Source organism: Scandinavium goeteborgense, from assembly GCF_003935895.2.
In the GTDB taxonomy this organism is placed as follows: domain Bacteria; phylum Pseudomonadota; class Gammaproteobacteria; order Enterobacterales; family Enterobacteriaceae; genus Scandinavium; species Scandinavium goeteborgense.
In genome coordinates, this window is sequence record NZ_CP054058.1 from 473501 (window position 1) to 499622 (window position 26122).

General features: G+C 55.1%; 26 protein-coding genes. 13 read left to right on the forward strand and 13 right to left on the reverse strand.

Annotation, left to right across the window (positions count from 1 at the left end):
• Both A8O29_RS03035 and nanK read left to right on the forward strand, forming a co-directional pair.
• Positions 1-690 carry an N-acetylmannosamine-6-phosphate 2-epimerase gene (locus A8O29_RS03035; protein WP_125352493.1) on the forward strand — a complete coding sequence of 230 codons (690 nt, stop codon included), beginning with the start codon at positions 1-3 and terminating at the stop codon, positions 688-690.
• Positions 687-1553: an N-acetylmannosamine kinase gene (nanK, locus tag A8O29_RS03040; protein WP_125352491.1), complete on the forward strand. Its 867-nt coding sequence runs from the start codon at positions 687-689 to the stop codon at positions 1551-1553. Before A8O29_RS03035 ends, nanK begins: the two co-directional genes overlap by 4 nt.
• Before the next feature lie 60 nt (positions 1554-1613).
• Here nanK and A8O29_RS03045 read toward each other — a convergent pair whose 3' ends face one another.
• Both A8O29_RS03045 and gltB read right to left on the reverse strand, forming a co-directional pair.
• The gene (locus A8O29_RS03045) at positions 1614-3032 is read right to left on the reverse strand and encodes a glutamate synthase small subunit (protein WP_125352489.1); all 1419 of its coding nucleotides are present in this window, start codon (positions 3030-3032) and stop codon (positions 1614-1616) included.
• Between the two features lie 9 nt (positions 3033-3041).
• Positions 3042-7502: a glutamate synthase large subunit gene (gene gltB, locus A8O29_RS03050; protein WP_125352487.1), complete on the reverse strand. Its 4461-nt coding sequence runs from the start codon at positions 7500-7502 to the stop codon at positions 3042-3044.
• A gap of 670 nt (positions 7503-8172) precedes the next feature.
• Between gltB and mnmL the strand changes: the two genes are divergently transcribed.
• The 4 genes from mnmL (at position 8173) to mtgA (ending at position 13136) form a co-directional block, all read left to right on the forward strand.
• A complete protein-coding gene (mnmL, locus tag A8O29_RS03055) occupies positions 8173-9105 on the forward strand; it encodes a tRNA modification radical SAM protein MnmL/YtqA (protein WP_125352485.1) in 933 nt (310 codons plus the stop codon).
• Between the two features lie 90 nt (positions 9106-9195).
• Positions 9196-11523, forward strand: a complete 2328-nt coding sequence (gene arcB, locus A8O29_RS03060) for an aerobic respiration two-component sensor histidine kinase ArcB (protein ID WP_125352483.1) — start codon at positions 9196-9198, stop codon at positions 11521-11523.
• Between the two features lie 237 nt (positions 11524-11760).
• Positions 11761-12414, forward strand: a complete 654-nt coding sequence (elbB, locus tag A8O29_RS03065) for an isoprenoid biosynthesis glyoxalase ElbB (RefSeq protein WP_125352481.1) — start codon at positions 11761-11763, stop codon at positions 12412-12414.
• Positions 12411-13136, forward strand: a complete 726-nt coding sequence (mtgA, locus tag A8O29_RS03070; RefSeq protein ID WP_125352479.1) for a monofunctional biosynthetic peptidoglycan transglycosylase — start codon at positions 12411-12413, stop codon at positions 13134-13136. Before elbB ends, mtgA begins: the two co-directional genes overlap by 4 nt.
• A gap of 55 nt (positions 13137-13191) precedes the next feature.
• Here the strand turns inward: mtgA and npr are convergent, their stop codons facing one another.
• From npr to A8O29_RS03125, 11 genes are read right to left on the reverse strand one after another with little or no spacing between them, the layout of a single operon-like run.
• Positions 13192-13464, reverse strand: a complete 273-nt coding sequence (gene npr, locus A8O29_RS03075) for a PTS phosphocarrier protein NPr (protein ID WP_110510588.1) — start codon at positions 13462-13464, stop codon at positions 13192-13194.
• Positions 13461-14315, reverse strand: a complete 855-nt coding sequence (gene rapZ, locus A8O29_RS03080; RefSeq protein WP_110510587.1) for an RNase adapter RapZ — start codon at positions 14313-14315, stop codon at positions 13461-13463. The genes npr and rapZ overlap by 4 nt, the downstream gene beginning before the upstream one ends.
• Before the next feature lie 33 nt (positions 14316-14348).
• Positions 14349-14840: a PTS IIA-like nitrogen regulatory protein PtsN gene (gene ptsN, locus A8O29_RS03085; protein ID WP_125352477.1), complete on the reverse strand. Its 492-nt coding sequence runs from the start codon at positions 14838-14840 to the stop codon at positions 14349-14351.
• A gap of 57 nt (positions 14841-14897) precedes the next feature.
• Complete coding sequence (gene hpf / locus A8O29_RS03090; RefSeq protein WP_110510585.1) at positions 14898-15185, reverse strand: ribosome hibernation promoting factor; 288 nt, start codon at positions 15183-15185, stop codon at positions 14898-14900.
• Between the two features lie 22 nt (positions 15186-15207).
• Complete coding sequence (gene rpoN, locus A8O29_RS03095; protein ID WP_125352475.1) at positions 15208-16641, reverse strand: RNA polymerase factor sigma-54; 1434 nt, start codon at positions 16639-16641, stop codon at positions 15208-15210.
• A 47-nt stretch (positions 16642-16688) separates the two neighbouring features.
• Positions 16689-17414: an LPS export ABC transporter ATP-binding protein gene (lptB, locus tag A8O29_RS03100; protein ID WP_110510583.1), complete on the reverse strand. Its 726-nt coding sequence runs from the start codon at positions 17412-17414 to the stop codon at positions 16689-16691.
• A 6-nt stretch (positions 17415-17420) separates the two neighbouring features.
• The gene (gene lptA / locus A8O29_RS03105; protein WP_110510582.1) at positions 17421-17978 is read right to left on the reverse strand and encodes a lipopolysaccharide ABC transporter substrate-binding protein LptA; all 558 of its coding nucleotides are present in this window, start codon (positions 17976-17978) and stop codon (positions 17421-17423) included.
• Positions 17962-18522: an LPS export ABC transporter periplasmic protein LptC gene (lptC, locus tag A8O29_RS03110; RefSeq protein WP_110510581.1), complete on the reverse strand. Its 561-nt coding sequence runs from the start codon at positions 18520-18522 to the stop codon at positions 17962-17964. The genes lptA and lptC overlap by 17 nt, the downstream gene beginning before the upstream one ends.
• Positions 18519-19085, reverse strand: coding sequence for a 3-deoxy-manno-octulosonate-8-phosphatase KdsC (gene kdsC, locus A8O29_RS03115; RefSeq protein WP_125352473.1), 567 nt, complete (start codon positions 19083-19085; stop codon positions 18519-18521). The genes lptC and kdsC overlap by 4 nt, the downstream gene beginning before the upstream one ends.
• A 14-nt stretch (positions 19086-19099) precedes the next feature.
• Positions 19100-20086, reverse strand: a complete 987-nt coding sequence (kdsD, locus tag A8O29_RS03120) for an arabinose-5-phosphate isomerase KdsD (protein ID WP_125352471.1) — start codon at positions 20084-20086, stop codon at positions 19100-19102.
• A gap of 14 nt (positions 20087-20100) precedes the next feature.
• Positions 20101-21078: a calcium/sodium antiporter gene (locus tag A8O29_RS03125; protein WP_125352469.1), complete on the reverse strand. Its 978-nt coding sequence runs from the start codon at positions 21076-21078 to the stop codon at positions 20101-20103.
• 210 nt (positions 21079-21288) lie between these two features.
• Between A8O29_RS03125 and mlaF the strand changes: the two genes are divergently transcribed.
• The 7 genes from mlaF to murA all read left to right on the forward strand — a co-directional run bounded on the left by mlaF (position 21289) and on the right by murA (position 26081).
• Positions 21289-22101 carry a phospholipid ABC transporter ATP-binding protein MlaF gene (gene mlaF, locus A8O29_RS03130; protein WP_125352467.1) on the forward strand — a complete coding sequence of 271 codons (813 nt, stop codon included), beginning with the start codon at positions 21289-21291 and terminating at the stop codon, positions 22099-22101.
• A gap of 6 nt (positions 22102-22107) precedes the next feature.
• Positions 22108-22890 carry a lipid asymmetry maintenance ABC transporter permease subunit MlaE gene (mlaE, locus tag A8O29_RS03135; protein WP_125352465.1) on the forward strand — a complete coding sequence of 261 codons (783 nt, stop codon included), beginning with the start codon at positions 22108-22110 and terminating at the stop codon, positions 22888-22890.
• Between the two features lie 4 nt (positions 22891-22894).
• Positions 22895-23446, forward strand: coding sequence for an outer membrane lipid asymmetry maintenance protein MlaD (gene mlaD, locus A8O29_RS03140; protein ID WP_110510649.1), 552 nt, complete (start codon positions 22895-22897; stop codon positions 23444-23446).
• Between the two features lie 18 nt (positions 23447-23464).
• On the forward strand, positions 23465-24100 hold the full coding sequence (gene mlaC, locus A8O29_RS03145) for a phospholipid-binding protein MlaC (RefSeq protein ID WP_125352461.1): 636 nt from the start codon (positions 23465-23467) through the stop codon (positions 24098-24100).
• Positions 24100-24390 carry a lipid asymmetry maintenance protein MlaB gene (mlaB, locus tag A8O29_RS03150; RefSeq protein ID WP_125352459.1) on the forward strand — a complete coding sequence of 97 codons (291 nt, stop codon included), beginning with the start codon at positions 24100-24102 and terminating at the stop codon, positions 24388-24390. The genes mlaC and mlaB overlap by 1 nt, the downstream gene beginning before the upstream one ends.
• Positions 24391-24514: 124 nt before the next feature.
• Positions 24515-24769, forward strand: a complete 255-nt coding sequence (gene ibaG / locus A8O29_RS03155; RefSeq protein ID WP_110510574.1) for a BolA family iron metabolism protein IbaG — start codon at positions 24515-24517, stop codon at positions 24767-24769.
• Positions 24770-24821: 52 nt separating this feature from the next.
• Positions 24822-26081: a UDP-N-acetylglucosamine 1-carboxyvinyltransferase gene (murA, locus tag A8O29_RS03160; protein WP_125352457.1), complete on the forward strand. Its 1260-nt coding sequence runs from the start codon at positions 24822-24824 to the stop codon at positions 26079-26081.
• Positions 26082-26122: the final 41 nt, after the last annotated feature.

Below are 26122 nucleotides of genomic sequence, written 5' to 3' on the forward strand. Positions count from 1 at the left end.
ATGTCGTTACTTGAACACGTTGAATCCACGATCGGCAAAAATGGCGGGCTGATTGTCTCCTGCCAGCCGGTGCCGGGCAGCCCAATGGATAAGCCTGAGATCGTCGCCGCCATGGCGCTGGCGGCAGAGCAGGCGGGCGCCGTGGCGCTGCGTATCGAAGGCATCGACAACCTGCGAGCCACGCGTTCACAGGTGACAATCCCGATCATTGGCATCATTAAGCGCGATCTTTCTGATTCGCCGGTGCGGATCACGCCCTTTCTTGGAGATGTCGACGCGCTGGCTGTAGCCGGGGCTAGCATCATCGCCTTCGACGGGACCAACCGCGTCCGGCCCGTTGAGGCTAGCGCGATCCTGGCGCGTATTCACCATCACGGTTTACTGGCGATGGCTGATTGTTCATCGCTGGAAGACGGAGTGAAATGCCATCGCGAAGGCGCAGAGATTATCGGCTCGACGTTATCAGGCTATCTCGGTGGCCCGGTGCCGGATCAACCGGATCTGGCGCTGGTGAGTGCGCTCGCGAAAGCGGGCTGTCGGGTTATCGCCGAAGGACGCTATAACTCACCCGCGTTAGCCGCCCAGGCGATGCAGCACGGCGCGTGGGCCGTAACGGTAGGCTCTGCCATTACCCGGCTGGAGCATATCTGCCAGTGGTACCGCGATGCGTTAATAGAGGTGCAGCAATGACGCTGCTGGCGGTGGATATTGGCGGCACCAAACTGGCGGCGGCGCTGATCGATGGCGACTTTCAGATAGTGGAACGCCATGAATGCCCCACGCCTGCCAGCAAAACGCCGCAGGCGCTAACCGCGAGCCTGGAAACGTTGCTTTCTCCGCTGGCGCAACGGGCGAAATGTGTGGCGGTGGCGTCCACGGGAATCATTCACCAGGGGATTTTAACGGCCATCAATCCGGGGAATCTCGGTGGACTGCTGCATTTTCCGTTACAAGAGACGGTTTCGCGCATCACCGGTTTGCCCTGTCTGGCCCTGAATGATGCGCAGGCTGCGGCCTGGGCCGAATTTCAGGCGCTGGATGAGTCCATTGAAGACATGGCGTTTATCACCGTATCAACCGGGGTGGGCGGCGGAATAGTCAGTGGTGGAGAACTGTTGATGGGCAGCGGCGGTCTGGCAGGACATCTGGGCCACACACTGGCTGACCCTAACGGGCCGCGCTGTGGCTGTGGCCGTATCGGCTGCGTGGAAGCCATTGCCTCCGGGCGCGGAATTGCCGCCACGGCGCAAGGCCATCTGGCCGGACTGGATGCGAAAGCGATATTTGCCAAAGCGCGAGAAGGAGATGCCCAAGCGCAGAGCCTCATGCACCGTTCCGCGCAGGTGCTGGCGAGGCTAATCGCCGACGTCAAAGCCGTTACCGATTGTCAGCGAGTGGTCATGGGCGGCAGCGTTGGGCTGGCCGACGGCTACTTAGCCTTGGTCGCTGACTACCTTTCACAAGAACCGACGGTATATCAGGTAACGCTGCAGGCTGCACATTACCGTCACGACGCCGGATTATTGGGCGCGGCAATGCTGGCGCAGCCATAAAAAAAGCCCGGAAGCTTGCGCTCACCGGGCTTTTATCGCATCCGTCAGTATTCTGGCGGATTACACTTCCAGGTAGTTCATGATGCCGTCAGCCGCTTTGCGACCTTCTGCAATGGCGGTTACCACCAGGTCAGATCCCCGCACGATATCACCACCGGCGAAGATTTTCGGGTTGCTGGTCTGGAAGGCATTTTCGTTGCCTTCTGGCGCGATCACGCGGCCCTGAGAATCCAGTTCAACGCTGTGTTTCGCCAGCCATTCCATGCTGTGAGGACGGAAACCGAACGCCATCACTACCGCATCCGCAGGCACAACGTGCTCGGAACCGGCCACGATTTCTGCGCGACGACGGCCTTTGGCATCCGGCGCACCCATTTCGGTACGCGCCATTTTCACGCCGCTGACTTTACCGTTGGCGTTAACTTCCACACCCAGAGGCTGCACATTGAACTGGAATTCCACGCCTTCTTCACGCGCGTTTTTCACTTCGCGGCGTGAGCCTGGCATGTTTTCTTCGTCACGACGGTAAGCACAGGTTACGTGCGTTGCGCCCTGGCGAATGGAGGTGCGCACGCAGTCCATCGCGGTATCACCCCCGCCCAGAACCACCACGCGTTTGCCTTCCATATTCACGTACGGCTCTTCCGTCGACTCGCCGAAGCCCATCATCTGTTTGGTGTTGGCAATCAGGAACGGCAGGGCGTCAAACACGCCATTCGCATCCTCATTCTCCAGTCCACCACGCATTGACTGATAGGTGCCGACGCCGAGGAACACCGCATCGTAATCTTTCAGCAGATCGTCGATCTGTACGTCACGGCCCACTTCGATATTGAGTTTGAACTCAATACCCATGTCGGTGAAGATCTCACGGCGACGGGTCATGACTTCTTTTTCCAGCTTGAAGGCTGGAATACCGAAAGTCAGCAGGCCGCCGATTTCCGGATGACGGTCGAAGACCACCGCTTTCACGCCGTTACGGGTCAGCACGTCGGCACAGGCCAGGCCTGCCGGACCCGCGCCGATAATCGCTACGCGTTTGTCGGTTTGCTTCACGCCAGTCATGTCAGGACGCCAGCCCATTTCGAACGCTTTATCGTTGATATAGCGCTCAATATTGCCGATGGTCACCGCGCCGAATTCGTCGTTCAGCGTACAGGAACCTTCGCACAGACGGTCCTGCGGGCACACGCGGCCGCACACTTCCGGCAGGGTGTTGGTCTGATGCGACAGTTCTGCCGCTTCAAAAATACGCCCTTCGTTGGCGAGCTTCAGCCAGTTCGGGATGTAGTTGTGGACCGGACATTTCCACTCACAGTATGGGTTGCCGCAGGACAGGCAGCGGTCTGCCTGTGCTTTAGCCTGGCCTTCGGAGAACGTCTCGTAGATCTCAACAAATTCAATTTTACGGATCTTCAGCGGTTTCTTTGGCGGATCAACGCGCTGCAAGTCGATAAACTGATAAACATTCTGACTCATCGATTTTCCTTACTGCGCCTGCACACGCAATTCTGCGGCGCTACGACTACGGTGACCCAACAGTGCTTTGACATCGCTGGACTTCGGTTTAACCAGGGCGAATTTCGCAGAGAACGCAGGCCAGTTAGCCAGAATTTCTTCGCCGCGCTGGGAACCAGTGAGCTGTACATGTTCGGTAATCAGTCCGCGCAGATGCTCTTCGTGAATCGCCAGAGAATCTACGTCCAGCACTTCCACCAGTTCCGGGTTCACGCGTTTGCGGAAATCACCGTCTTCATCCAGCACGTAAGCGAAACCACCGGTCATGCCTGCGCCAAAGTTGACGCCGGTTTTACCCAGCACGCAGACGATGCCGCCAGTCATGTATTCACAGCCGTTATCGCCGATGCCTTCAACCACGGTGATTGCCCCGGAGTTACGCACGGCGAAACGTTCACCCGCACGGCCCGCAGCGTACAGACGACCGCCGGTCGCACCGTACAGACAGGTGTTGCCGATAATGCTGGCTTCGTGGCTGCGGAAAGCGGAACCGACCGGAGGACGAATGGCCAGCAGGCCGCCTGCCATGCCTTTGCCGACGTAGTCGTTGGCATCGCCGGTCAGGTAAAGCTCAACGCCGCCTGCGTTCCACACGCCGAAGCTCTGGCCTGCGGTGCCGCTAAAGTGCGCTTTAATCGGATCGGAAGCCAGACCCTGGTCGCCGTGCGTCTGGGCGATGTAGCCCGACAGCGTAGCGCCCACGGAACGGTCGGTGTTGCGAATATCAAACCAGAACGTTTTGCTCTGCTTCTCATCGACAAACGGCTTCGCCTGCTGCAACAGCTGCGCGTTCAGCACACCGTTATCAAACGGCGGGTTGTGCTCGGTGCAGTACAGCGCTTTGCCAGGATGCGGCTCGGCGGTTTCCAGCAGTTTCGACAGGTTCAGCTTCTGCTGTTTGGCGGTGAAGCCCTCCAGCTCTTTGAGCAAGTCGGTGCGACCAATCAGGTCGACCAGACGCTTCACGCCCAGCTGCGCCATCAGCTCACGGGTTTCGCGGGCGATGAATTCAAAGTAGTTGGTCACTTTGAACGGCAGGCCGTGATAGTGGTTCTTACGCAGTTTTTCGTCCTGAGTTGCCACGCCCGTTGCGCAGTTGTTCAGGTGACAAATACGCAGGTATTTACAACCCAGCGCTACCATTGGGCCTGTGCCGAAGCCAAAGCTTTCTGCGCCGAGGATAGCGGCTTTGATGATGTCGAGGCCGGTCTTAAGACCGCCATCCACCTGCAAACGGATTTTATGTCGCAGACCGTTAGCAACCAGTGCCTGTTGCGTTTCCACCAGGCCCAGTTCCCACGGACAACCCGCGTATTTCACGGAGGAAAGCGGGCTGGCGCCGGTACCACCGTCGTAACCGGCGATAGTAATCAGGTCGGCATAGGCTTTCGCCACGCCGGTGGCGATGGTGCCCACTCCCGGTTCGGAAACCAGCTTCACGGAAATCATCGCTTTCGGGTTGACCTGTTTCAGGTCGAAAATCAGCTGCGCCAAATCCTCGATAGAGTAGATATCGTGGTGCGGCGGGGGAGAAATCAGGGTCACACCCGGCACGGAATAACGCAGTTTGGCAATGTACGGCGTGACTTTATCACCCGGTAACTGACCGCCTTCACCCGGTTTTGCACCCTGGGCGACCTTAATCTGAATCACATCGGCGTTCATCAGATACGCTGGGGTGACGCCGAAACGACCGGAAGCCACCTGCTTGATGCGAGACACTTTGTTGGTGCCATAGCGCGCAGGATCTTCGCCGCCTTCGCCGGAGTTGGAGTTACCGCCGATGCTGTTCATGGCTTCCGCCAGTGCTTCGTGGGCTTCCGGGCTCAGGGCGCCGATGGACATCGCCGCAGTGTCGAAACGTTTGAACAGTTCGGTCGCAGGCTCAACGTCGTTGATGCTGACTGCATCAGTACCTGGATTAATTGCCAGTAGATCGCGCAGCGTCGCCGCCGGGCGTTCGTTTACCAGCTTAGAATACTGCTGATAATCGCTGTACTCGCCAGTTTGTACCGCCTGTTGCAGGGTGCGAACCACGTCCGGGTTATAGGCGTGATATTCGCCACCGTGAACGTATTTCAGCAAACCACCCTGATCGAGCGGCTTGCGCGCCAGCCAGGCACGTTTGGACAGGTTCAGCAGATCCTGCTGGAAGTCCTCAAAGCCTGCGCCGCCGATACGGCTGACCACGCCCTGGAAGCAGAGGTCTGACACGTCATCGTGCAGGCCAACGGCTTCAAACAGTTTCGAACAGCGATAAGATGCGATGGTCGAAATGCCCATTTTGGACATGATTTTGTACAGGCCTTTGTTGATGCCGTTCCGGTAGTTCAGCATCACGTGGCGGTAATCTTTTTCGATGGCTTTGCTGTCGACCAGCTTCGCCAGCGTTTCGTAGGCGAGATACGGGTAAATCGCGGTCGCGCCGAAGCCCAGCAGCACGGCAAAGTGGTGCGGATCACGGGCGCTTGCAGTTTCAACGATGATGTTGGCATCGCAACGCAGGCTCTTATCCACCAGGCGAGTCTGAATCGCGCCTACGGCCATTGGTGCTGGAACCGGCAGACGGTTTTTAGCGATGTTACGGTCGGACAGCACCAGCAGCACGGTGCCGTTGCGCACCATCTGCTCTGCTTTATCGCACAGCGCGTTGACGGTGGCTTCCAGGTTCGTTTCGGTCACGTCGTACGTGATGTCCAGCGTGTCGGCTCGGTAGTGATCTTCCGTCAGCGTGGTCAGCTGTTTGAAATCGGAGTACAGCAGAATCGGCGATTTGAAGCTCAGGCGGTGTGCCTGGCCTTCCGCTTCGCAGAAGACGTTCATTTCACGGCCGATACTGGTGGCGAGCGACATCACGTGCGCTTCACGCAGCGGATCGATTGGCGGGTTGGTCACCTGCGCAAACTGCTGGCGGAAGTAGTCGTAAATGATGCGTGGCTGGCTGGAGAGCACGGCAAACGGGGTATCGTCACCCATTGAGCCGACCGCTTCCTGGCCGTTTTCACCGAGCACACGGATAACCGAGTCCAGCTCTTCCGCGCTGTAGTTAAACTGTTTCTGGTAGCTGGCGAGCATATCGTCGTCCAGCTCGCGGCTGCCGACGTCGGAGTCTGGCAAATCTTCGAACGGCACCAGGCGGCGGACGTTCTTCTCCATCCACTCTTTGTACGGATGACGGATTTTCAGGTCGTGATCGGTTTCCGCGGAGTGCAGAATGCGGCCCGCACGGGTGTCGATAACCATCAGCTCGCCAGGCCCAACGCGGCCTTTTTCTACCACTTCATCCGGCTGGTAATCCCAAATCCCGACTTCAGAGGCGCAGGTGATGAGCTTGTCTTTGGTGATGACGTAGCGCGCCGGGCGCAGACCGTTACGGTCGAGGTTACAGGCGGCGTAACGACCATCGGACATTACGATGCCCGCCGGGCCGTCCCATGGCTCCATGTGCATGGAGTTGAAGTCGAAGAACGCACGCAGATCCGGGTCCATGTCCGGGTTGTTCTGCCAGGCTGGCGGAACAAGCAGACGCATGGCGCGCACGATATCCATCCCGCCGGCCAACAGCAGTTCGAGCATGTTGTCCATCGAGCTGGAGTCAGAACCGGTTTCGTTGACGAACGGCGCGGCATCATGCAAATCCGGGATCAGCGGGGTCTGGAATTTATAGGTACGGGCGCGCGCCCACTGGCGGTTACCGGTAATGGTGTTGATTTCGCCGTTGTGTGCCAGATAGCGGAACGGCTGTGCCAGCGGCCAGCGCGGCACGGTGTTGGTGGAGAAGCGCTGGTGGAACAGGCAAATGGCCGATTCCAGACGCAGGTCCGCCAGGTCCAGGTAGAAGCGCGGCAAATCCGCCGGCATACACAGACCTTTATAGATGTTGACCAGGTTTGACAGGCTACAGATGTAGAAGTCTTTGTCTTCCTGAAGACGCTTTTCAATGCGACGGCGGGCGATGAACAGACGGCGTTCCATATCACGCGGACGCCAGCCAGCCGGAGCGTTAACAAAAATTTGTTCGATACGAGGCAGCGAGGAGAGGGCGATTTCACCGAGCACCCCTTCGTTGGTTGGCACTTCGCGCCAGCCGACAATAGACAGGGTTTCACGCTGAAGTTCTTCTTCAACCACACGACGCGAAGCCGCAGCGAGCTCGGCGTCTTTATTCAGGAACAGCATACCGACCGCGTAGTTTTTAGCTAAGCGCCAGCTGCGCTCTTCGGCCACGAGGCGGAAGAAACGATCGGGTTTTTGCAGCAGCAGGCCACAACCGTCACCGGTTTTACCATCGGCGAGGATCGCACCACGGTGCTGCATGCGGGCCAGTGCGTGAATGGCGGTACGCACTACCTTGTGGCTAGGTTCGCCTTCTATGTGGGCGATCAGGCCGAAACCACAGTTATCCCTCTCAAGGGATTTATCGTACAACATATCAGTGAACCTCCCCAGGCTCTACGAGACACACTCTGGACCGTTGCGCGCAGGCGTAGAAAGAGCAAGGCGGCGGGGCACAGGCCACGCATTCGCCCTCTCAACATCCTTTCGCATCGGTAAACAAGTATTGCGGACTTGCTTCAGAGGGAATCTCAATTACTGCATAAATATGATGAGCAGACTGCTCATCGAGAAAGCTTCCAGCGGATTCTCAAGTTATCGGGAATCCGCACACAGGTCAAATGGCAATCTTATTTATACAAAAATGTGCTATAGGCAGGTTAAGTTTATGATTATTATTGGTATTTGTGTGTTTTAACAATGCATTTACCCCCAGCGAACCGGCTGCTGAATGTGATCTCTCTCACTATATGAAAGCGCTATTATGGCGGATCTGTGCTGAGTGGCTTTTTTATCTCAGAATAATCTTCTGCCGTGGAGCGTGAATCCCCCTGATGCCACTGTTTTTCATCTGGCACGGTAATAGTGAAAAAACGCGGTTCAACATAAGGAAAAGTAATCACCGGGATGGTGAATGAAATTGCAGTTATCTTGATTGGTTATGCAATAGATGTGACATATCCGGAGCGTTTGATCCAGGTCAGCGCCGAAAGGGTCTAAAAATGGCAGGCTTTGCACCTCTTCGAAAGGTGCGGTCTATCAGATTATGCAGTTACAGAAATTAGTCAATATGTTTGGTGGGGATCTTATGCGTCGCCATGGCGAAAAGGTGCATAAGCTGACCCTGCACGGGGGTTTTAGCTGCCCGAATCGCGATGGCACTATCGGCCGCGGCGGCTGCACCTTCTGTAATGTCGCGTCGTTTGCCGATGAGGCGCAGCAGCACAGCTCCATTGCGGATCAGCTGGCACACCAGGCGCAACGGGTGAACCAGGCGAAACGCTATCTCGCGTATTTTCAGGCCTATACCAGCACCTTTGCGGAGGTGCAGGTGCTGCGGTCGATGTATCAGCAGGCGGTCAGTCAGGCGAATATTGTCGGATTATGCGTGGGCACGCGCCCCGACTGCGTGCCCGAGGCGGTGCTGGATTTACTCTGTGAATATAAAGATAAGGGCTACGAAGTGTGGCTTGAACTCGGTTTGCAGAGTGCGCAGGATAAAACCCTGCATCGCATCAATCGTGGGCATGATTTTGCCTGTTACCAGGCCACCACGCGTCTGGCACGCGAACGCGGGCTGAAAGTGTGTACGCATTTGATTATCGGACTGCCGGGCGAAGGGCAGTCGGAGTGTATGCAGACGCTCGAAAAAGTGGTCGAGACCGGCGTCGATGGCATCAAGCTGCATCCATTACATATCGTGACCGGCAGTATCATGGCGAAAGCCTGGGAAGCGGGCAGGCTGAAAGGCATTGAGCTGGATGAATACACTCAGACCGCGGGTGAAATGATCCGCCACACGCCGCCGGAGATTGTCTATCACCGCATTTCCGCCAACGCACGTCGCCCGACGCTGCTGGCCCCACTGTGGTGTGAGAACCGCTGGACCGGAATGCTGGAGCTGGACCGCTATCTTAACGAACATGGCGTGCAGGGCTCCGCGCTTGGCCGGGGTTTCACCCCTCTCCCCGACGCATAACCCCAATTCTCACCGCATTTTTCGCACAACCTTCAACGCGTTGCTCAGAATTGGGTATTATTGAGCGACGTTGTGGTGAAGGAAATCCCTATGAAGCAAATCCGAATGCTTGCGCAGTACTATGTCGACCTGATGATGAAGCTCGGCCTGGTACGCTTCTCAATGCTGCTGGCGCTGGCGCTGGTGGTATTAGCCATCGTGGTACAGATGGCGGTAACCATGGTGCTGCACGGCCAGGTCGAGAGTATTGACGTTATCCGCTCCATTTTCTTTGGGCTGTTGATCACGCCCTGGGCGGTTTATTTTCTCTCGGTGGTGGTTGAGCAACTGGAAGAGTCTCGCCAGCGTCTTACGCGCCTGGTCCAAAAGCTGGAAGAAATGCGTGACCGCGACCTGAAGCTGAATGTGCAATTGAAAGACAATATTGCGCAGCTTAACCAGGAAATCACCGATCGTGAAAAGGCGGAAGCCGAGCGTCAGACCACCCTGGAACAGCTGAAAATCGAAATGAAGGAGCGCGAACAGACGCAAATTCAGCTTGAGCAGCAGTCGTCATTCCTGCGTTCGTTCCTTGATGCCTCGCCAGACCTGGTATTTTACCGCAACGAAGATAAAGAATTTTCCGGCTGTAACCGCGCAATGGAGCTGTTGACCGGTAAAAGCGAAAAGCAGCTGGTGAATCTCAAGCCTCTCGACGTGTACTCCCCGGAAGCCGCTGCCAAAGTTCTTGAAACTGATGAGAAAGTCTTCCGCCACAACGTGTCGTTGACCTACGAACAATGGCTGGATTATCCCGATGGCCGCAAAGCCTGCTTCGAAATCCGCAAAGTGCCGTATTACGACCGCGTCGGGAAACGCCACGGTCTGATGGGCTTTGGTCGCGATATTACCGAACGTAAGCGCTATCAGGACGCCCTGGAGCGCGCCAGCCGCGATAAGACTACCTTTATTTCTACCATCAGCCACGAGCTGCGCACGCCGCTTAACGGCATCGTCGGTCTGAGCCGTATTCTGCTGGATACCGATTTGACGTCTGAGCAGGAGAAATACCTGAAAACCATCCACGTTTCGGCGGTCACGCTGGGTAATATATTCAACGATATTATCGACATGGATAAGATGGAGCGGCGTAAAGTTCAGCTGGATAACCAGCCTATCGATTTCACCGGTTTCCTGGCCGACCTGGAAAACCTGTCGGGCCTGCAGGCGCAGCAAAAAGGGCTGCGTTTCGTGATGGACCCGACGCTGCCATTGCCGCATAAAGTCATCACCGATGGCACCCGCCTGCGTCAGATCCTGTGGAATCTGATTAGCAACGCGGTCAAATTTACCCAGAAGGGTAACGTGTCGGTTCGCATACGCTACGATGCAGGCGACATGCTGCGCTTCGAAGTGGAAGACTCCGGGATTGGCATCCCGCAGGAAGAGCAGGACAAAATTTTCGCGATGTATTATCAGGTGAAAGACAGTCAGGGCGGAAAACCGGCGACCGGCACCGGCATTGGTCTGGCGGTTTCGCGTCGTCTGGCGAAGAGTATGGGCGGCGATATCACCGTTTCCAGCCAACCGGGCAGCGGCTCAACCTTCACGTTAACCGTGCACGCACCTGCCATCGCGGAAGAAGTGGAAGACACCCTGGCCGATGATGATATGCCGTTGCCTGCCCTGCATGTACTGCTGGTGGAAGATATCGAGCTGAACGTGATTGTGGCGCGCTCGGTGCTGGAGAAACTCGGCAACAGCGTGGACGTGGCGATGACCGGCAAAGAGGCGCTGGAGATGTTCTCGCCTTCTGATTACGATTTGGTGCTGCTGGATATTCAGCTGCCTGACATGACCGGCCTGGATATCTCCCGCGAACTGAAACAGCGTTATCACGCCGACGAGCTGCCGCCGCTGGTGGCGCTGACCGCCAACGTGCTGAAGGACAAAAAAGAGTATCTGGATGCGGGAATGGACGACGTGCTGAGCAAGCCGCTGGCCGTTCCGGCATTGACCGCGATTATCCAAAAATTCTGGGATACCCCTGACGACGAGGAAAGCAGCGTGACCACGACCGACAGCAACAAATCAAGCAGCGTACTGGATACCGATATGCTCCAGCAGTACATCGAGCTGGTGGGCCCGCAGCTCATCACCGACGGTCTGGCGGTGTTCGAGAAGATGATGCCGGGATATCTGGCGGTACTGGAATCAAACCTGACCGCGCGCGATCAGAAAGGCATTGTTGAAGAAGGGCATAAAATCAAAGGCGCCGCAGGCTCGATTGGTTTACGTCATATTCAGCAGCTTGGGCAGCAGATTCAGTCTCCGGATCTTCCGGCGTGGTGGGATAACGTGGGTGAATGGGTCGAAGAGATGAAAACGGAGTGGCAGCAGGATGTCGATACCCTGAAAGCGTGGGTTGCTAGCCGATAAAAAATGACCCCGGTCAAGCCGGGGTGCGCGAATACTGCGCCAACACCAGGGAAAACGTGGCTGCGCCTCGATAGTTTTAAGAGTGTTGAACAGACGCGGCCTGAGAATTTGGACTGCACGTTCATTAAGATAGCAAAACTTAAATTATTTGTTACGTAAATCAGTAAAATGTGTGAAGCATGGCGGTTAAATCAAAATAACTGATGGGCTTCATGCGGTTGCAAAAAGGAACGCAGGATGAAAAAAATTGGCGTAGTGCTGAGCGGTTGTGGCGTATATGACGGCAGCGAAATTCATGAAGCAGTCATCACGCTGTTGGCCATTGCCCGTCATGGTGCGCAGGCGGTCTGTTTTGCGCCGGATAAAAGCCAGACTGATGTAATTAATCATTTGGCTGGTGAATCAATGGCGGGCGAACGCAACGTTCTGCTGGAAGCGGCGCGCATCACGCGCGGTGACATTCAGCCGTTAGCGAGTGCGCGTGCCGATGAGCTTGATGCGCTGATTGTGCCCGGTGGATTTGGCGCGGCCAAAAACCTAAGCAACTTTGCTTCCCAGGGCAGTGAGTGCGTGGTCGATGCGGATTTAAAAGCGCTGACGCTGGCGCTGCATCAGGCGGGTAAACCGCTCGGCTTTATGTGCATTGCCCCGGCGATGCTGCCGAAGATTTTTGATTTCCCTCTGCGCATTACCATCGGCACCGATATCGATACCGCCGAAGTGCTGGAAGCGATGGGCGCCGAACATGTGCCGTGTCCGGTAGACGATATCGTGGTGGATGAGGACCACAAAGTGGTGACCACGCCGGCCTATATGCTGGCGCAGAATATTGCCGACGCGGCAAACGGCATTGAGAAGCTGGTGGCCCGCGTGATGGTGCTGTGCGAATGAGTCAGCGCCGTACGCCGTTGGCGTGGATAAAGCGCATTCTGCTGCGGGTGGTGGTCACACTCGCCGTGTTTTGGGGTGGGGGTATCGCGATTTTTAGCGTGCTGCCGGTGCCATTTTCAGCGGTGATGGTAGAGCGTCAGTTCGGGGAAATGTTGAGCGGCAACTTTCACTATCTGGCCCATTCTGACTGGGTCAGCATGGATGAAATGACGCCGTGGATGGGCCTCGCCGTCATCGCGGCGGAAGACCAGAAATTCCCGGACCATTGGGGATTCGATGTGTCAGCCATTGAGAAAGCGCTGGCTCACAACGAGCAGAATGAAAACCGCATTCGTGGTGCGTCCACGCTGTCACAGCAGACCGCGAAAAATTTGTTCCTGTGGGATGGCAGAAGCTGGCTGCGTAAAGGCCTGGAAGCGGGTTTGACGGTGGGCATCGAAACCGTCTGGAGCAAAAAACGCATCCTGACCGTTTACCTGAATATTGCTGAGTTTGGTGACGGGGTATTTGGCGTCGAAGCGGCTGCGCAGCGTTATTTCCATAAGCCAGCCAACAAATTGACGATGTCGGAAGCGGCGTTGCTTGCGGCGGTGCTGCCCAACCCGATTCGTTTTCGCGCCGATGCGCCATCAGGGTATGTTCGCAGCCGTCAGGCGTGGATATTACGCCAGATGCGTCAACTCGGTGGGGAAGGGTTCATGCGGGAAAATAAACTGTATTAAAGATTTTTGCCCTCTCCTGCGGGAGAGGGCGGCAGACAGTCAGCGTAAACGCGGACTAATCTTCATCGAACCCGGCGTTAAACAGCGCGATCACCGCCGCCAGGGCTTCAGTTTCCTGCGGCCCACTGGCTTCGATTTCAATCTGTCGGCCTTTCGCAGAATCCAGCATCAGTAACGCGATAACGCTGCTCGCTTCGGCTTCGGTGCCTTCGTCATTGCGCAGCCACACCTCGGCATCATAATTCTGTACCAGCTCAAACAGCTTCATCGCCGGGCGGGCGTGCATCCCCAGCTTATTGGTGATTTCAACCGTGTGCTTTACGCTCATGTTTTCCGTTTTTCCAGCGTCCGATGACGAGACTGAACGTTCTTTCCGCGCGAGCGGAAGTAATCAGCCAGCTGTTCGGCAATGTACACCGAACGATGTTTACCGCCGGTACAACCAATCGCGACCGTCAGATAGCTGCGGTTGTTGGTTTCCAGCATAGGTAACCATAGCTCAAGATAGCTGCGGGTCTGATAGATAAAATTGTGAACTTCTGTGTGACGATCGAGGAACGCGGCAACCGGTTTATCGAGGCCGGTCATCGGGCGTAGTTTCGGGTCCCAGTGCGGGTTTGGCAGGAAACGCACGTCGAAAACGTAATCGGCATCGATAGGGATCCCGTGCTTAAAGCCGAAGGATTCAAACACCATCGTCAGCTCGCGCTCACGCTTGCCAAGCAGGCGCGTACGCAGCATTTCAGCCAGTTCATGCACCGACATTTCTGAGGTGTCGACAATCAAGTCAGCGCGGGAACGCAGCGGTTCCAGTAAATCGCTTTCCTGATCGATTGCGCTTTCCAGTGACAGATTTTTGCTGGAAAGCGGGTGCAGTCGGCGGGTATCGCTGTATCGGCGGATCAGCGTGTTGCGATCGGCATCAAGGAACAACAGCTGCGGAGAGAATGCATCAGGCAAATTGTCCATTGCCTGCTCAAAAATCTCCGGAGATTCCGGCATGTTACGCACATCGATGCTGACGGCGGCAGAAATCTGTCGGTCAGCAAGGCTTTTCGCCAGTTCGGGCAACAGCACGACCGGCAGGTTGTCCACGCAGTAAAAGCCCATATCTTCCAGCGCACGCAGGGCGACAGATTTACCTGAGCCCGAGCGACCGCTGACAATCATCAGTACCATCAGTCGTTTCTCCTTACGACAACCGAGTTACCGTTAGGCATTTTCATCACCGTTATCGTCGCCAGTGATAATTTCATACAGTTCCTGATCGCTCTGGGCGCTTCGCAACCGGCGGCAGATGGTTTTGTCTGCCAGACGCTTCGCCACCAGTGACAGGGTGTGCAAATGCGTTTTGGTCTGATCGGCCGGCACCAAAAGGGCGAACAGCAGATCAACCGGCTGGTTATCAATGGCATCAAAGCTGATCGGTGTTTCGAGCTGCACGAAAACGCCGACGGCACGCAGAGTATCTTCTTCCAGCTTGCCGTGAGGAATGGCGATGCCGTTGCCGATACCGGTACTGCCCATCTTTTCACGGGTCAGAATAGCTTCGAATACCACCTGCGACGGTAAACCAAGCTGCTTTGCGGCCAGTTCGCTGATGATTTCCAGCGCACGCTTTTTACTCTGGCAGTGAACTGCACTGCGGGTACATTCCTGGTTAAGGACATTGCTCAATTGCAGAGCGGAATCATTGTTCATCATAATTTCACCTGCGTGCCGCCCAACCCGAACAACCGGGTCAGGCGTACGCCCGGACAATTAGTGTTGTTTCAGTTTATCTTTATGTTTGTTCAGCTGTCTTGCAAGCTTATCGATAAGACCGTCGATTGCGGCATACATATCCTGCCCTTCCGCACTGGCATGAATTTCGCCCCCGTTAACATGCAGGGTGGCATCCGAGATATGAGTCACCTTTTCCACTTTTAACACAATATAGACCTGATTGATCCGTTCGAAAAACTGCTCGAGCTTCGCGAATTTGGTGTTCAAAAATTCACGCAGTGCGTCAGTGATTTCGACATTGTGTCCTGTGATATTGAGCTGCATAGTGTCTTCCTTATCGGTTGTGTCAGACCAGCTGTTTGCGCTGGTTCGACGGCGGGATGGATAAAGACTCTCGGTACTTTGCAACGGTGCGGCGTGCCACCATGATACCCTGTTCGGACAGCATGGTAGTCAGCTTACTGTCACTCAGTGGTTTCGCGGGATTTTCCGCGGCAACTAACTTCTTCACCAGTGCGCGAATAGCCGTGGACGACGCTTCGCCGCCGCCTTCAGTATTCACATGGCTGGAGAAGAAATACTTAAGCTCAAAAATGCCCCGTGGGCTGTGCAGATACTTTTGCGTGGTAACGCGTGAAATCGTTGATTCATGCATTTCGACGGCCTGAGCGATATCCGCCAGGACCATCGGCTTCATGAACTCTTCGCCCTGATCAAAGAACGCCTGCTGCTGTTCTACGATGCAGCGGCTCACCCGCAGCAGCGTGTCATTGCGGCTTTCCAGGCTTTTAATCAGCCATTTAGCTTCCTGCAGATTGCTGCGAATAAATTGGCTGTCGGCATCGTTGCGCGTAGTGCTGCACATACCGGCGTAATGCTGATTGATTTGCAGACGCGGGATACTGTCGGAATTGAGTTCAACTGCCCAACGGCCGCTGATTTTACGCACCAGCACATCGGGGATGACGTATTCCGGTTCGCCGGTCTGAATCGACTGGCCCGGACGCGGATCCAGAGACTGAATCAATGACACGGCTTCTTTCAGCACATCTTCTTTGAGGCGAGTGACACGCATCAGGGAGCGGAAATCATGATTGGCCAGCAGGGAGAGATGATCGCTGATAATCGTTTTGGCTTCCGTCAGCCACGGTGTCTCTTTGGCAAACTGGGAGAGCTGGATCAACAGGCAGTCGCGCAGATCTTTCGCGGCCACGCCGATCGGATCAAAACGCTGGATGCGTTTCAGAACTGCTTCGACCTCATCGAGTTCGAGTTCTTCGTCGCCGATGCTTTCGAGGATCTCTTCCAGCGACGCGGTGAGATAGCCGGTGTCGTCAACCGCGTTCACGATCGATGTGGCTATGGCGCGGTCGGTATCGGAAAACGGTGTCAGCCCCACCTGCCACATCAGATAGTCCTGAAGTGACTGTGTCGTTTCGCCCTGGTAGACCGGCAGTTCGTCATCCTGATAATCAGTGCCGGTACCGGACGGCGTGCCTGCGGTGTAGATTTCATCCCAGCTGGCGTCGAGCGGAAGCTCATCGGGCATCTCTTTCTGCTCGAGAGCATCAACGGTATCAAATTCGTCTTTGTCAGTTTCTTCTTGTGAATCCACTTCCTCGTGAAGGTCGGTTTGCTCAAGCAGGGGATTACTCTCCAGCGCTTGCTGAAGTTCCTGTTGCAGCTCGAGCGTAGAAAGCTGCAACAGACGAATGGCCTGTTGCAGTTGCGGCGTCATGGCGAGCTGTTGGCTGAGCCTTAATTGCAAACCTTGCTTCATAATCAGGGCAAATTTCTCCGGCCAGAATGTCTGTATTCACTACCCTATCAGAGTCTGAAGTCTTCCCCAAGATACACGCGCTTAACATGCTCGTCCTGGAGGATTTGTTCCGGCGTACCGTGAGCAATCAGATGCCCTTGGCTCACGATATAAGCGCGTTCACAGACCGCTAACGTTTCGCGAACGTTATGGTCAGTAATCAGCACGCCGAGGCCGCTGTCGCGCAGGTGTTCGATAATTCGCTTGATGTCGATAACCGAAATCGGGTCAACGCCCGCAAAAGGTTCATCCAGCAGAATAAATTTAGGATTTGCTGCAAGCGCGCGGGCGATTTCTACACGACGGCGTTCACCACCGGAGAGTGCCTGGCCGAGGTTATCGCGCAGATGCTCAATGTGAAACTCTTCCATCAGCTCGTTCGCACGGTCTACGCGCTGCTCGTTGCTCAAATCGTCACGGATTTGCAGCACCGCCATCAGGTTATCAAACACGCTCAGACGGCGGAAAATGGAAGCTTCCTGCGGCAAATAGCCAATACCGCGACGGGCACGGGCATGCAGTGGCAGCATACTGATATCGTCATCATCAATGATGATGTTGCCCGCATCGCGGGACACAATGCCGACCACCATGTAGAACGTGGTGGTTTTACCCGCCCCGTTCGGGCCAAGCAGGCCGACGATTTCGCCGGAATTTACCGTCAGGCTAACGTCTTCAACGACCCGACGTCCCTTATAGGCTTTCGCAAGATTCTTTGCTGTTAAAGTTGCCATAACGTATTAGTTACTCTTTTTAGGCTGAGCCGGTTTGGTGTTGTTGCTCTTATCCTGCAGTTGCGATGGCACCAGAACCGTCGTCACGCGTTTACCTTTTTCGCTATACGCCTGCATTTTCTGCTCTTTCACCAGATAGGTAATCTTGTCGCCTTTAATGTTGCTGTCGACCTGCTCGAGATACGCATTACCGGTCAGCACGACAAGATCGTTAGCCACTTCGTAGTGCATTTTCGACGCATGGCCGTTAACCGGTTTGCCGTTGTCCTGCATCTGGTAAAACGTCGCCGGATTACCGTAGCCGTCCATCGTCTCTTTGCCTTTAACACCGGCTGGGCGGGTGACCACCACTTTGTCGGCATTAATTTTGATGGTGCCCTGGGTGACGATAACGTTGCCGGTAAACGTCGCGACGTTCCCCTGCATGTCCAGAGACTGCTGATCGGATTCAATGTGGATCGGCTGATCGGTATCACCCGTTAAGGCCAGCGCAGGCAGGCTGGAAGCCAGCAACACGCTGGCAAGGGCAAGCTTAAAGCTGAATTTATTATTTCTGAATTTCATAGGAGGTTCTCACCTTTTCAATCAGCTCGGCGTTTTTGCTGCGTAAATTGCCGCGCATTTTGAGGCCGCTGGAATTAAATGTTGTACCGTACAACGTCACCAAATCGTCTGAACTCACGTCCTGAGTCACCAGATTCACAATGGCGTTATCCGTCGTAACTTTGCGCAGTTGAGAGTCGTCCGTCAGGGCGTTGATCTCAACGTGACCGTACAAATACAGCATACGATCATTGGTCAGTTTGGCCTTGTCAGCCTTGATAGACCAGGTCGGCACTTTATTGACATCAAAAGTGGTCAGAACCGGTCGGGTGAACCACGAAACGGCCTGCTCGGAGAAATACTCGACATGCTCTGAAATCAACCGGTAGGTCAACGCCCCTTCAGGGTTGTAGACCACGGAGTCGGTATGCTCACTTTTATATGTTGGGTCGTTATTGTTGACGACCGCCGGGCCAGGGGCATCTTTATCCACAAGATTGAAGCCGATAAGCACCAGCGCCAGCAGCGAAAGCAGAATGATAACCCAACGTCTGGTTTTACTCATATTGATTGCCCTTTGGCTTCATCCAGCTTGCCCTGAGCCAGCAGCAATAAATCGCACACTTCTCGTACCGCACCGCGTCCACCGTCAATCCGGGTGACATAATCCGCGCGAGGGGGCAGCAGAGGATGGGCATCTGCCACGGCAACGCTCAGACCCACGTCGGCCATCACCGGCCAGTCGATGAGGTCATCACCGACGTAGGCGACTTCATCCGGACGCAGGGACAGAGTTTCCAGTAACTCTCGATAAGCAATCAGCTTATCGGACTGTCCTTGCCACAGGTGGGTAATTCCCAGCGTTTTGCAGCGGTCTTCTACCAGTTTAGCTTTTCGTCCGGTGATGATTGCAACTTCTATGCCTGACGTCAGCGCGCAGCGAATGCCGTAGCCATCGCGCACGTTGAAGGCTTTCAGTTCTTCGCCGTTATTGCCCATGTATATCAGTCCATCAGACAGCACGCCGTCTACATCAAGGATCAGCAGACGAATTTTCTGCGCTTTCTCCATGACCGATGAACTGACGGGTCCATAGCAGGTCGTTACCGACGCGCCAGCATTACTCATTGTTTTTTCCTTACTTACACTACGCCAGCGCGCAGGAGATCATGCATATGTATCACACCCAGCAGATGGTCGCCATCGGCAACCATGACGCAGGTGATATGACGAGACTGCATTAGATTCAGTGCATCAACGGCCAGAATCCCTGGACGGACACGAATACCGCCGCGGGTCATGACATCCGCGATGCTCATTTCGCGAACGTCAACGCCCATATCAAACACGCGACGCAGGTCACCATCGGTGAAAATGCCTTCGATTTTCATCTGGTCGTCGCAGATAACCGTCAGACCCAGATTTTTGCGTGTGATCTCCAGCAGCGCGTCGCGCAGGGAGGCATCAGGACTGACGTGCGGGATTTCATTGCCGGTGTGCATGATGTCGTTCACGCGCAGCAGCAGCTTACGGCCCAGCGCACCACCCGGATGCGAAAGGGCAAAATCTTCGGCAGTAAAGCCACGCGCTTTAAGCAGCGCAACCGCCAGCGCATCGCCCATGACCAGGGCCGCCGTGGTGCTCGACGTCGGCGCGAGTCCCAACGGACACGCTTCTTTTGGCACGCTGACGCACAGATGGATATCCGCAGCCTTGCCCATGCTGCTTTCCGGGCGACTGGTGATGCAGATGAGGGGGACATGCAGGCGTTTAAGCACCGGGATCAGCGCCAGAATTTCGTTAGACTCACCGGAGTTGGATAACGCGATGACCACATCCTGCGGCGAGACCATACCGAGATCGCCGTGAGCGGCTTCACCCGGATGAACAAAGAACGACGGCGTGCCGGTGCTGGCAAACGTTGCCGCCATTTTGCGGCCAATATGCCCGGATTTACCCATGCCCATCACCACGACTTTACCGCCGCAGTAGGCTATTTTTTCGCAGGCGAGGGCGAAATCCTGATTGATAAACTGATCGAGCTGCGCCAGACCTTCACGTTCAATCTCCAGCACGTCGAGGCCTGCCTGCTGAAAGTCAAAACCCGGCTGCAAATCTATTTGCGACATAATGTTATCCCGATTCACTCTGCGAAAAACGGCGTGCCCCACCAAAGGAACGCCAGCCAAACAAGAAAGCACCCGGTCAGTATTGCCCCGGCACCTTTGCCAATTTGTGGTTTACGGCGCCAGCACAGCAGGGCAAAAATCATGCTGACCAGCACCATCACACCGTAATCACGACTAAACGCCAGCGGATTAAACGGCCCCGGCGCGACCAGCGCAGGAATACCCATCACGATGGCGATATTGAAAATGTTGGAGCCTATGATATTGCCAATGGCGATATCATCCTCTCCTTTACGTGCCCCGGCGATGGCGGTGGCAAGCTCTGGCAGACTGGTGCCAATGGCAATTACCGTCAGGCCGATGGTCAGTTCGCTCATCGCGAAGTAGTTTGCCAGCACGGTGGCGTTATCCACCACCATGCGCGTGGCCATAGGCATAATGATTAAGGCGACACCGAGCCATAAACAAGCGACGGGCAGCGTCCCTTCGCGGGGCAATTCTGCCAATTGTTCACGCGTCAGGCTGTCATTTCCTTGCCGTTCCGCCAGGCGGGCGATTTTAACAATATAAAACAGCCACAGCACAGCCAGTGCGAACAGAAATAAGCCATCTACCCGTGTTAACTGCCCATCATACAGCACAAAACCCGCAAGTAGGCTCACGACTAACATTAGCGGCAATTCCCGACGCAGGATATCGGAATGGACGGTAAACGAATGCAGTAATGCGGCCAGGCCCAGGATCAGCAAGATGTTAATGATGTTTGAGCCGATCGCCGTGCCAATGGCGAGATCAATTTGCCCGTGAAAAGATGCGGTGACGGAAACGATTATCTCTGGAAGCGAGGTGCCCACGCTGACGACCGTCATGCCAATGATCAGCGGCGGGATGTTGATGCTGCGGCAGAGAATCGAGGCGGCAAAAACGAGACGATCGGCACTGTAGACCACCAGGAGTAAACCAATTATTAACAGAGCCGTCGCTAAAAGCATCTAAAGTCCTTTCTTCAGGTATAATCGTCAGCCGCTTTGCAGCACCTGCACGGCGCGGACGAATTCTTAATTTTGACTTTATGCGTTGAAAAAGTAAAACAAATGCCTGCTTTCGCTAACTCTGGCAGGTAAGATTCTGTAAAAATGATGGGTTAGGGGCGTCAAATCGCGCCATGCTTAACCTGAAGAGGTTTTTCCAGGGATAAACCTATGAACCAGACACTGGATAATTTAGTCGATGTTCGCGGCGTGAGCTTCACGCGTGGCTCCCGAAGTATCTTCGACAACATCTCGCTGTCGGTGCCACGCGGTAAAATCACGGCCATCATGGGACCGTCAGGGATCGGCAAGACCACGCTGCTGCGTTTAATCGGCGGACAAATCCCGCCTGACAGCGGTGAGATCCTGTTCGATGGCGAAGATGTACCAAAAATGTCTCGCTCACGACTATACGCCGTGCGTAAGCGCATGAGCATGCTATTCCAGTCGGGTGCGCTGTTCACCGACCTGAACGTTTTCGATAACGTTGCCTATCCGCTGCGTGAACACACGCGCCTGCCTGCGCCGCTGCTGAAAAGCACGGTGATGATGAAACTGGAAGCGGTGGGTTTGCGCGGGGCTGCTAAACTGATGCCTTCTGAGCTGTCCGGCGGGATGGCACGCCGCGCCGCACTGGCGCGAGCTATCGCCCTCGAGCCAGATTTGATCATGTTCGATGAGCCCTTCGTGGGCCAGGATCCGATCACCATGGGTGTGCTGGTCAAGCTCATTTCTGAGCTCAACAGTTCGCTGGGTGTCACCTGCATTGTGGTTTCGCACGACGTCCCGGAAGTGCTGAGTATCGCCGACTATGCGTATATCGTAGCGGATCGAAAAATTGTTGCTCATGGTAGCGCGCAGTCGCTACAGGAAAACAGTGACCCGCGCGTGCGCCAGTTCCTGGACGGCATTGCTGACGGCCCGGTGCCGTTCCGCTATCCGGCGGGCGATTACCATCACGATTTATTCGGAACAGGGAGTTAGTTGCTCATGCTGTTAAATGCACTGGCTGCGCTCGGGCATCGAGGGATTAAGACGATCTCGACCTTCGGACGTGCCGGGTTAATGTTGTTCAATGCGGTGGTTGGCAAGCCTAAGTTCCGTAAACATGCGCCTTTATTAATCCGCCAGCTTTATAGCGTGGGCGTGCTGTCGATGCTGATAATCCTCGTCTCGGGCGTGTTTATTGGGATGGTGCTGGGCTTACAAGGCTATCTGGTGCTGACCACCTACAGTGCGGAAACCAGTCTCGGTATGCTCGTGGCGTTATCGCTGCTGCGTGAATTGGGGCCCGTCGTGGCCGCACTGCTCTTTGCCGGGCGCGCCGGTTCTGCGCTGACCGCCGAAATTGGCCTGATGCGTGCGACTGAGCAGCTTTCCAGTATGGAAATGATGGCGGTCGACCCGCTGCGTCGCGTCATTGCGCCACGGTTCTGGGCGGGCGTCATTTCGCTGCCGTTGCTGACGATTATTTTTGTCGCCGTCGGTATCTGGGGCGGATCGCTTGTCGGCGTGAGCTGGAAAGGGATTGATGCAGGCTTCTTCTGGTCGGCGATGCAAAACGCCGTTGACTGGCGTACGGACTTGGTGAACTGCGTGATTAAAAGCGTGGTGTTTGCCATTACGGTGACGTGGATTGCATTGTTCAATGGTTACGATGCGATCCCCACTTCCGCAGGGATCAGCCGTGCAACGACGCGCACCGTGGTGCATTCGTCGTTGGCGGTACTGGGGCTGGATTTTGTGCTGACTGCACTGATGTTTGGGAATTGAGTTCATGCAAACGAAAAAAAGTGAAATCTGGGTAGGTATTTTCATTCTGGTGGCTTTTCTGGCGGCACTGTTCGTGTGCCTGAAAGCCGCGGACGTCACCTCTCTACGTACGGAACCGACCTACCAGGTTTATGCCACCTTCGATAATATCGGTGGCCTCAAAACCCGCTCTCCAGTCCGTATCGGCGGGGTGGTGATTGGACGTGTGGCTGATATTACGCTGGATCCGAAGACCTATCTTCCGCGTGTGACGCTGGATATCGAAGAGCAGTACAACCAGATCCCGGATACCAGTTCGCTGGCTATCCGCACCTCCGGCCTGCTGGGCGAGCAGTATCTCGCGCTGAACGTGGGTTTTGATGACCCGGAAATGGGCACCGCGATGCTTAAAGAAGGCAGCACGATTCAGGATACGAAATCCGCGCTTGTGCTTGAGGACCTGATTGGTCAGTTCCTTTATAGCAACAAAGGCGGGGAAAATAAGAATTCAGACGAAGCGCAAAGCCCGGCGGAAGGCCATACTGACGCTACGGCGCCTGCTGCAACGACGCACTAATCTCAGGAGAATTAACCCATGTTTAAACGCTTACTTATGGTTGCCATGCTGGTCATTGCCCCACTGACGGCGGCCACGGCGGCGGATCAGTCCAACCCGTATACCCTGATGAACGAGGCGGCTCAAAAAACCTTTACCCGCCTCAAAAATGAACAGCCGCAGATTCGTTCCAATCCTGACTATCTGCGTCAGATTGTCGATCAGGAGTTGCTGCCATATGTGCAGGTGAAATACGCGGGTGCGCTGGTTTTAGGTCGCTACTACCGTGATGCAACCCCGGCACAGCGTGAAGCTTACTTTGCCGCATTCCATGAATATCTCAAGCAGGCATACGGCCAGGCGCTGGCGATGTACCATGGCCAGACCTATCAGATTGCCCCAGAGAAACCGCTGGGTGATGCCACCATTCTGCCTATTCGCGTCACTATCGTTGACCCGAACGGTCGTCCACCGGTTCGTCTCGACTTCCAGTGGCGTAAAAATACCCAAACGGGCAACTGGCAGGCGTTTGATATGATTGCTGAAGGCATCAGCATGATTACCACCAAACAAAATGAGTGGAGCGATCTGCTGCGTACCAAAGGTATCGATGGTCTGACCGCACAGCTGCAGGCAATTTCTAAACAGCCTATTACGCTGGATCAGAAAAAATAATGGCCGACTCATTGCGCTGGACGCGTGAAGGAGGACGACTGTTATTGCAGGGGGAATTAGATCAGGATTTTCTGGTTCCCCTCTGGGACGCGCGCAAAGAGGTCATGCAGGGCGTCGATACCATCGACCTGAGCGAAATAACCCGCGTGGATACCGCCGGTGTGGCGCTGCTGATGCATCTGGTTGCCCAGGTTCGCCAGCAGGGTTCTGCGGTCAGCATCGTGGGGAAAAGCGAAAAGATGAACACCCTTGTTCAACTTTATAATCTGCCGCCCGATCTGATCCCCTAAATTATTCAATGTATTACTCTTAAAAGCCTCTACGTTTTGTGCGTCGGGGCTTTTTGCTTGTTTAAGACAGCGGCACTTTCCTCTAAGATGTTGGGCTGTTTTCACTATCAGATGAAATTATCCCATGGAAAATCATGAAATTCAGACAGTGCTTATGAACGCACTCTCCCTTCAGGAAGTCCACGTCTCTGGCGATGGCAGTCACTTTCAGGTTATTGCCGTGGGCGAACTGTTTGAGGGAATGAGTCGGGTGAAAAAACAGCAGTCCGTCTATGCTCCACTGATGGAATATATTGCTGATAACCGCATTCATGCCCTGTCGATCAAGGCGTATACCCCAGATGAGTGGGCACGCGATCGCAAACTTAACGGTTTTTAAGTAACGGGTAACCGCCCGTTACACAGGTGAATTTTAAAAGAGATTTGAACGAATGGATAAATTTCGTGTACAGGGGCCTTCACGTCTCCAGGGCGAAGTGAGCATCTCCGGTGCCAAAAATGCGGCACTGCCGATCCTTTTCGCAGCACTGCTGGCCGAAGAGCCGGTTGAGATTAAAAACGTACCGCAGCTGAAAGACATCGATACCACCATGAAGCTGCTGAGCCAGCTGGGAACCAAAGTTGAGCGTAACGGTTCCGTGTGGATTGATGCCAGCGGCGTTAACGTGTTCTGCGCCCCTTACGAGCTGGTGAAAACCATGCGCGCGTCTATTTGGGCACTGGGTCCGCTGGTGGCACGTTTTGGTCAGGGTCAGGTTTCTTTGCCTGGCGGCTGCGCGATCGGTGCGCGTCCTGTTGACTTGCATATCACCGGCCTTGAGCAGCTGGGTGCAGAGATCAAACTGGAAGAAGGTTACGTCAAAGCTTCTGTAAAAGGCCGTCTTAAAGGCGCACACATCGTGATGGACAAAGTGAGCGTCGGCGCCACTGTGACCATCATGAGCGCCGCAACGCTTGCTGAAGGCACGACTGTCATCGAGAACGCCGCGCGTGAGCCGGAAATCGTTGATACCGCCAACTTCCTCAATGCTCTGGGTGCGAAAATCACCGGCCAGGGTAGCGATCGCATCACCATCGAAGGCGTTAAGCGTCTGGGTGGCGGCGTTTACAGCGTTCTGCCTGACCGTATCGAAACCGGTACTTTCCTCGTGGCTGCGGCTATTTCAGGCGGAAAAATTGTTTGTCGCGACGCACAGCCCGATACGCTGGATGCGGTGCTGGCAAAACTGCGTGAAGCCGGGGCGGATATTGAAGTTGGTGAAGACTGGATTAGCCTCGATATGCACGGTAAACGTCCGAAGGCCGTAAACGTGCGTACTGCGCCGCATCCGGGCTTCCCGACGGACATGCAGGCCCAGTTCACACTGCTGAACCTGGTGGCTGAAGGTACCGGTGTTGTGACCGAAACCATTTTCGAAAACCGCTTCATGCACCTGCCGGAACTGATCCGTATGGGCGCGCATGCTGAAATCGAAAGCAACACAGCGATTTGTCACGGCGTTGAGAAACTGTCCGGTGCACAGGTCATGGCGACTGATCTGCGTGCGTCTGCAAGCCTCGTGCTGGCGGGTTGTATCGCGGAAGGTACCACTATCGTGGAACGTATTTACCACATTGACCGTGGTTACGAGCGTATCGAAGACAAACTTCGTGGGCTGGGCGCCACCATCGAACGTATCAAAGGCGAATAATTTCGCTTCCTGCTAAGGCATCCCCTCGTCAGCATGACTCG

Excerpts from the sequence above, each read along its gene's own strand:
- A8O29_RS03035 (WP_125352493.1), top strand. The coding sequence starts at position 1 with ATGTCGTTACTTGAACACGTTGAATCCACGATCGGCAAAAATGGCGGG.
- nanK (WP_125352491.1), top strand. The coding sequence starts at position 687 with ATGACGCTGCTGGCGGTGGATATTGGCGGCACCAAACTGGCGGCGGCG.
- A8O29_RS03045 (WP_125352489.1), bottom strand. The coding sequence starts at position 3,032 with ATGAGTCAGAATGTTTATCAGTTTATCGACTTGCAGCGCGTTGATCCG.
- gltB (WP_125352487.1), bottom strand. The coding sequence starts at position 7,502 with ATGTTGTACGATAAATCCCTTGAGAGGGATAACTGTGGTTTCGGCCTG.
- mnmL (WP_125352485.1), top strand. The coding sequence starts at position 8,173 with ATGCAGTTACAGAAATTAGTCAATATGTTTGGTGGGGATCTTATGCGT.
- arcB (WP_125352483.1), top strand. The coding sequence starts at position 9,196 with ATGAAGCAAATCCGAATGCTTGCGCAGTACTATGTCGACCTGATGATG.
- elbB (WP_125352481.1), top strand. The coding sequence starts at position 11,761 with ATGAAAAAAATTGGCGTAGTGCTGAGCGGTTGTGGCGTATATGACGGC.
- mtgA (WP_125352479.1), top strand. The coding sequence starts at position 12,411 with ATGAGTCAGCGCCGTACGCCGTTGGCGTGGATAAAGCGCATTCTGCTG.
- npr (WP_110510588.1), bottom strand. The coding sequence starts at position 13,464 with ATGAGCGTAAAGCACACGGTTGAAATCACCAATAAGCTGGGGATGCAC.
- rapZ (WP_110510587.1), bottom strand. The coding sequence starts at position 14,315 with ATGGTACTGATGATTGTCAGCGGTCGCTCGGGCTCAGGTAAATCTGTC.
- ptsN (WP_125352477.1), bottom strand. The coding sequence starts at position 14,840 with ATGATGAACAATGATTCCGCTCTGCAATTGAGCAATGTCCTTAACCAG.
- hpf (WP_110510585.1), bottom strand. The coding sequence starts at position 15,185 with ATGCAGCTCAATATCACAGGACACAATGTCGAAATCACTGACGCACTG.
- rpoN (WP_125352475.1), bottom strand. The coding sequence starts at position 16,641 with ATGAAGCAAGGTTTGCAATTAAGGCTCAGCCAACAGCTCGCCATGACG.
- lptB (WP_110510583.1), bottom strand. The coding sequence starts at position 17,414 with ATGGCAACTTTAACAGCAAAGAATCTTGCGAAAGCCTATAAGGGACGT.
- lptA (WP_110510582.1), bottom strand. The coding sequence starts at position 17,978 with ATGAAATTCAGAAATAATAAATTCAGCTTTAAGCTTGCCCTTGCCAGC.
- lptC (WP_110510581.1), bottom strand. The coding sequence starts at position 18,522 with ATGAGTAAAACCAGACGTTGGGTTATCATTCTGCTTTCGCTGCTGGCG.
- kdsC (WP_125352473.1), bottom strand. The coding sequence starts at position 19,085 with ATGAGTAATGCTGGCGCGTCGGTAACGACCTGCTATGGACCCGTCAGT.
- kdsD (WP_125352471.1), bottom strand. The coding sequence starts at position 20,086 with ATGTCGCAAATAGATTTGCAGCCGGGTTTTGACTTTCAGCAGGCAGGC.
- A8O29_RS03125 (WP_125352469.1), bottom strand. The coding sequence starts at position 21,078 with ATGCTTTTAGCGACGGCTCTGTTAATAATTGGTTTACTCCTGGTGGTC.
- mlaF (WP_125352467.1), top strand. The coding sequence starts at position 21,289 with ATGAACCAGACACTGGATAATTTAGTCGATGTTCGCGGCGTGAGCTTC.
- mlaE (WP_125352465.1), top strand. The coding sequence starts at position 22,108 with ATGCTGTTAAATGCACTGGCTGCGCTCGGGCATCGAGGGATTAAGACG.
- mlaD (WP_110510649.1), top strand. The coding sequence starts at position 22,895 with ATGCAAACGAAAAAAAGTGAAATCTGGGTAGGTATTTTCATTCTGGTG.
- mlaC (WP_125352461.1), top strand. The coding sequence starts at position 23,465 with ATGTTTAAACGCTTACTTATGGTTGCCATGCTGGTCATTGCCCCACTG.
- mlaB (WP_125352459.1), top strand. The coding sequence starts at position 24,100 with ATGGCCGACTCATTGCGCTGGACGCGTGAAGGAGGACGACTGTTATTG.
- ibaG (WP_110510574.1), top strand. The coding sequence starts at position 24,515 with ATGGAAAATCATGAAATTCAGACAGTGCTTATGAACGCACTCTCCCTT.
- murA (WP_125352457.1), top strand. The coding sequence starts at position 24,822 with ATGGATAAATTTCGTGTACAGGGGCCTTCACGTCTCCAGGGCGAAGTG.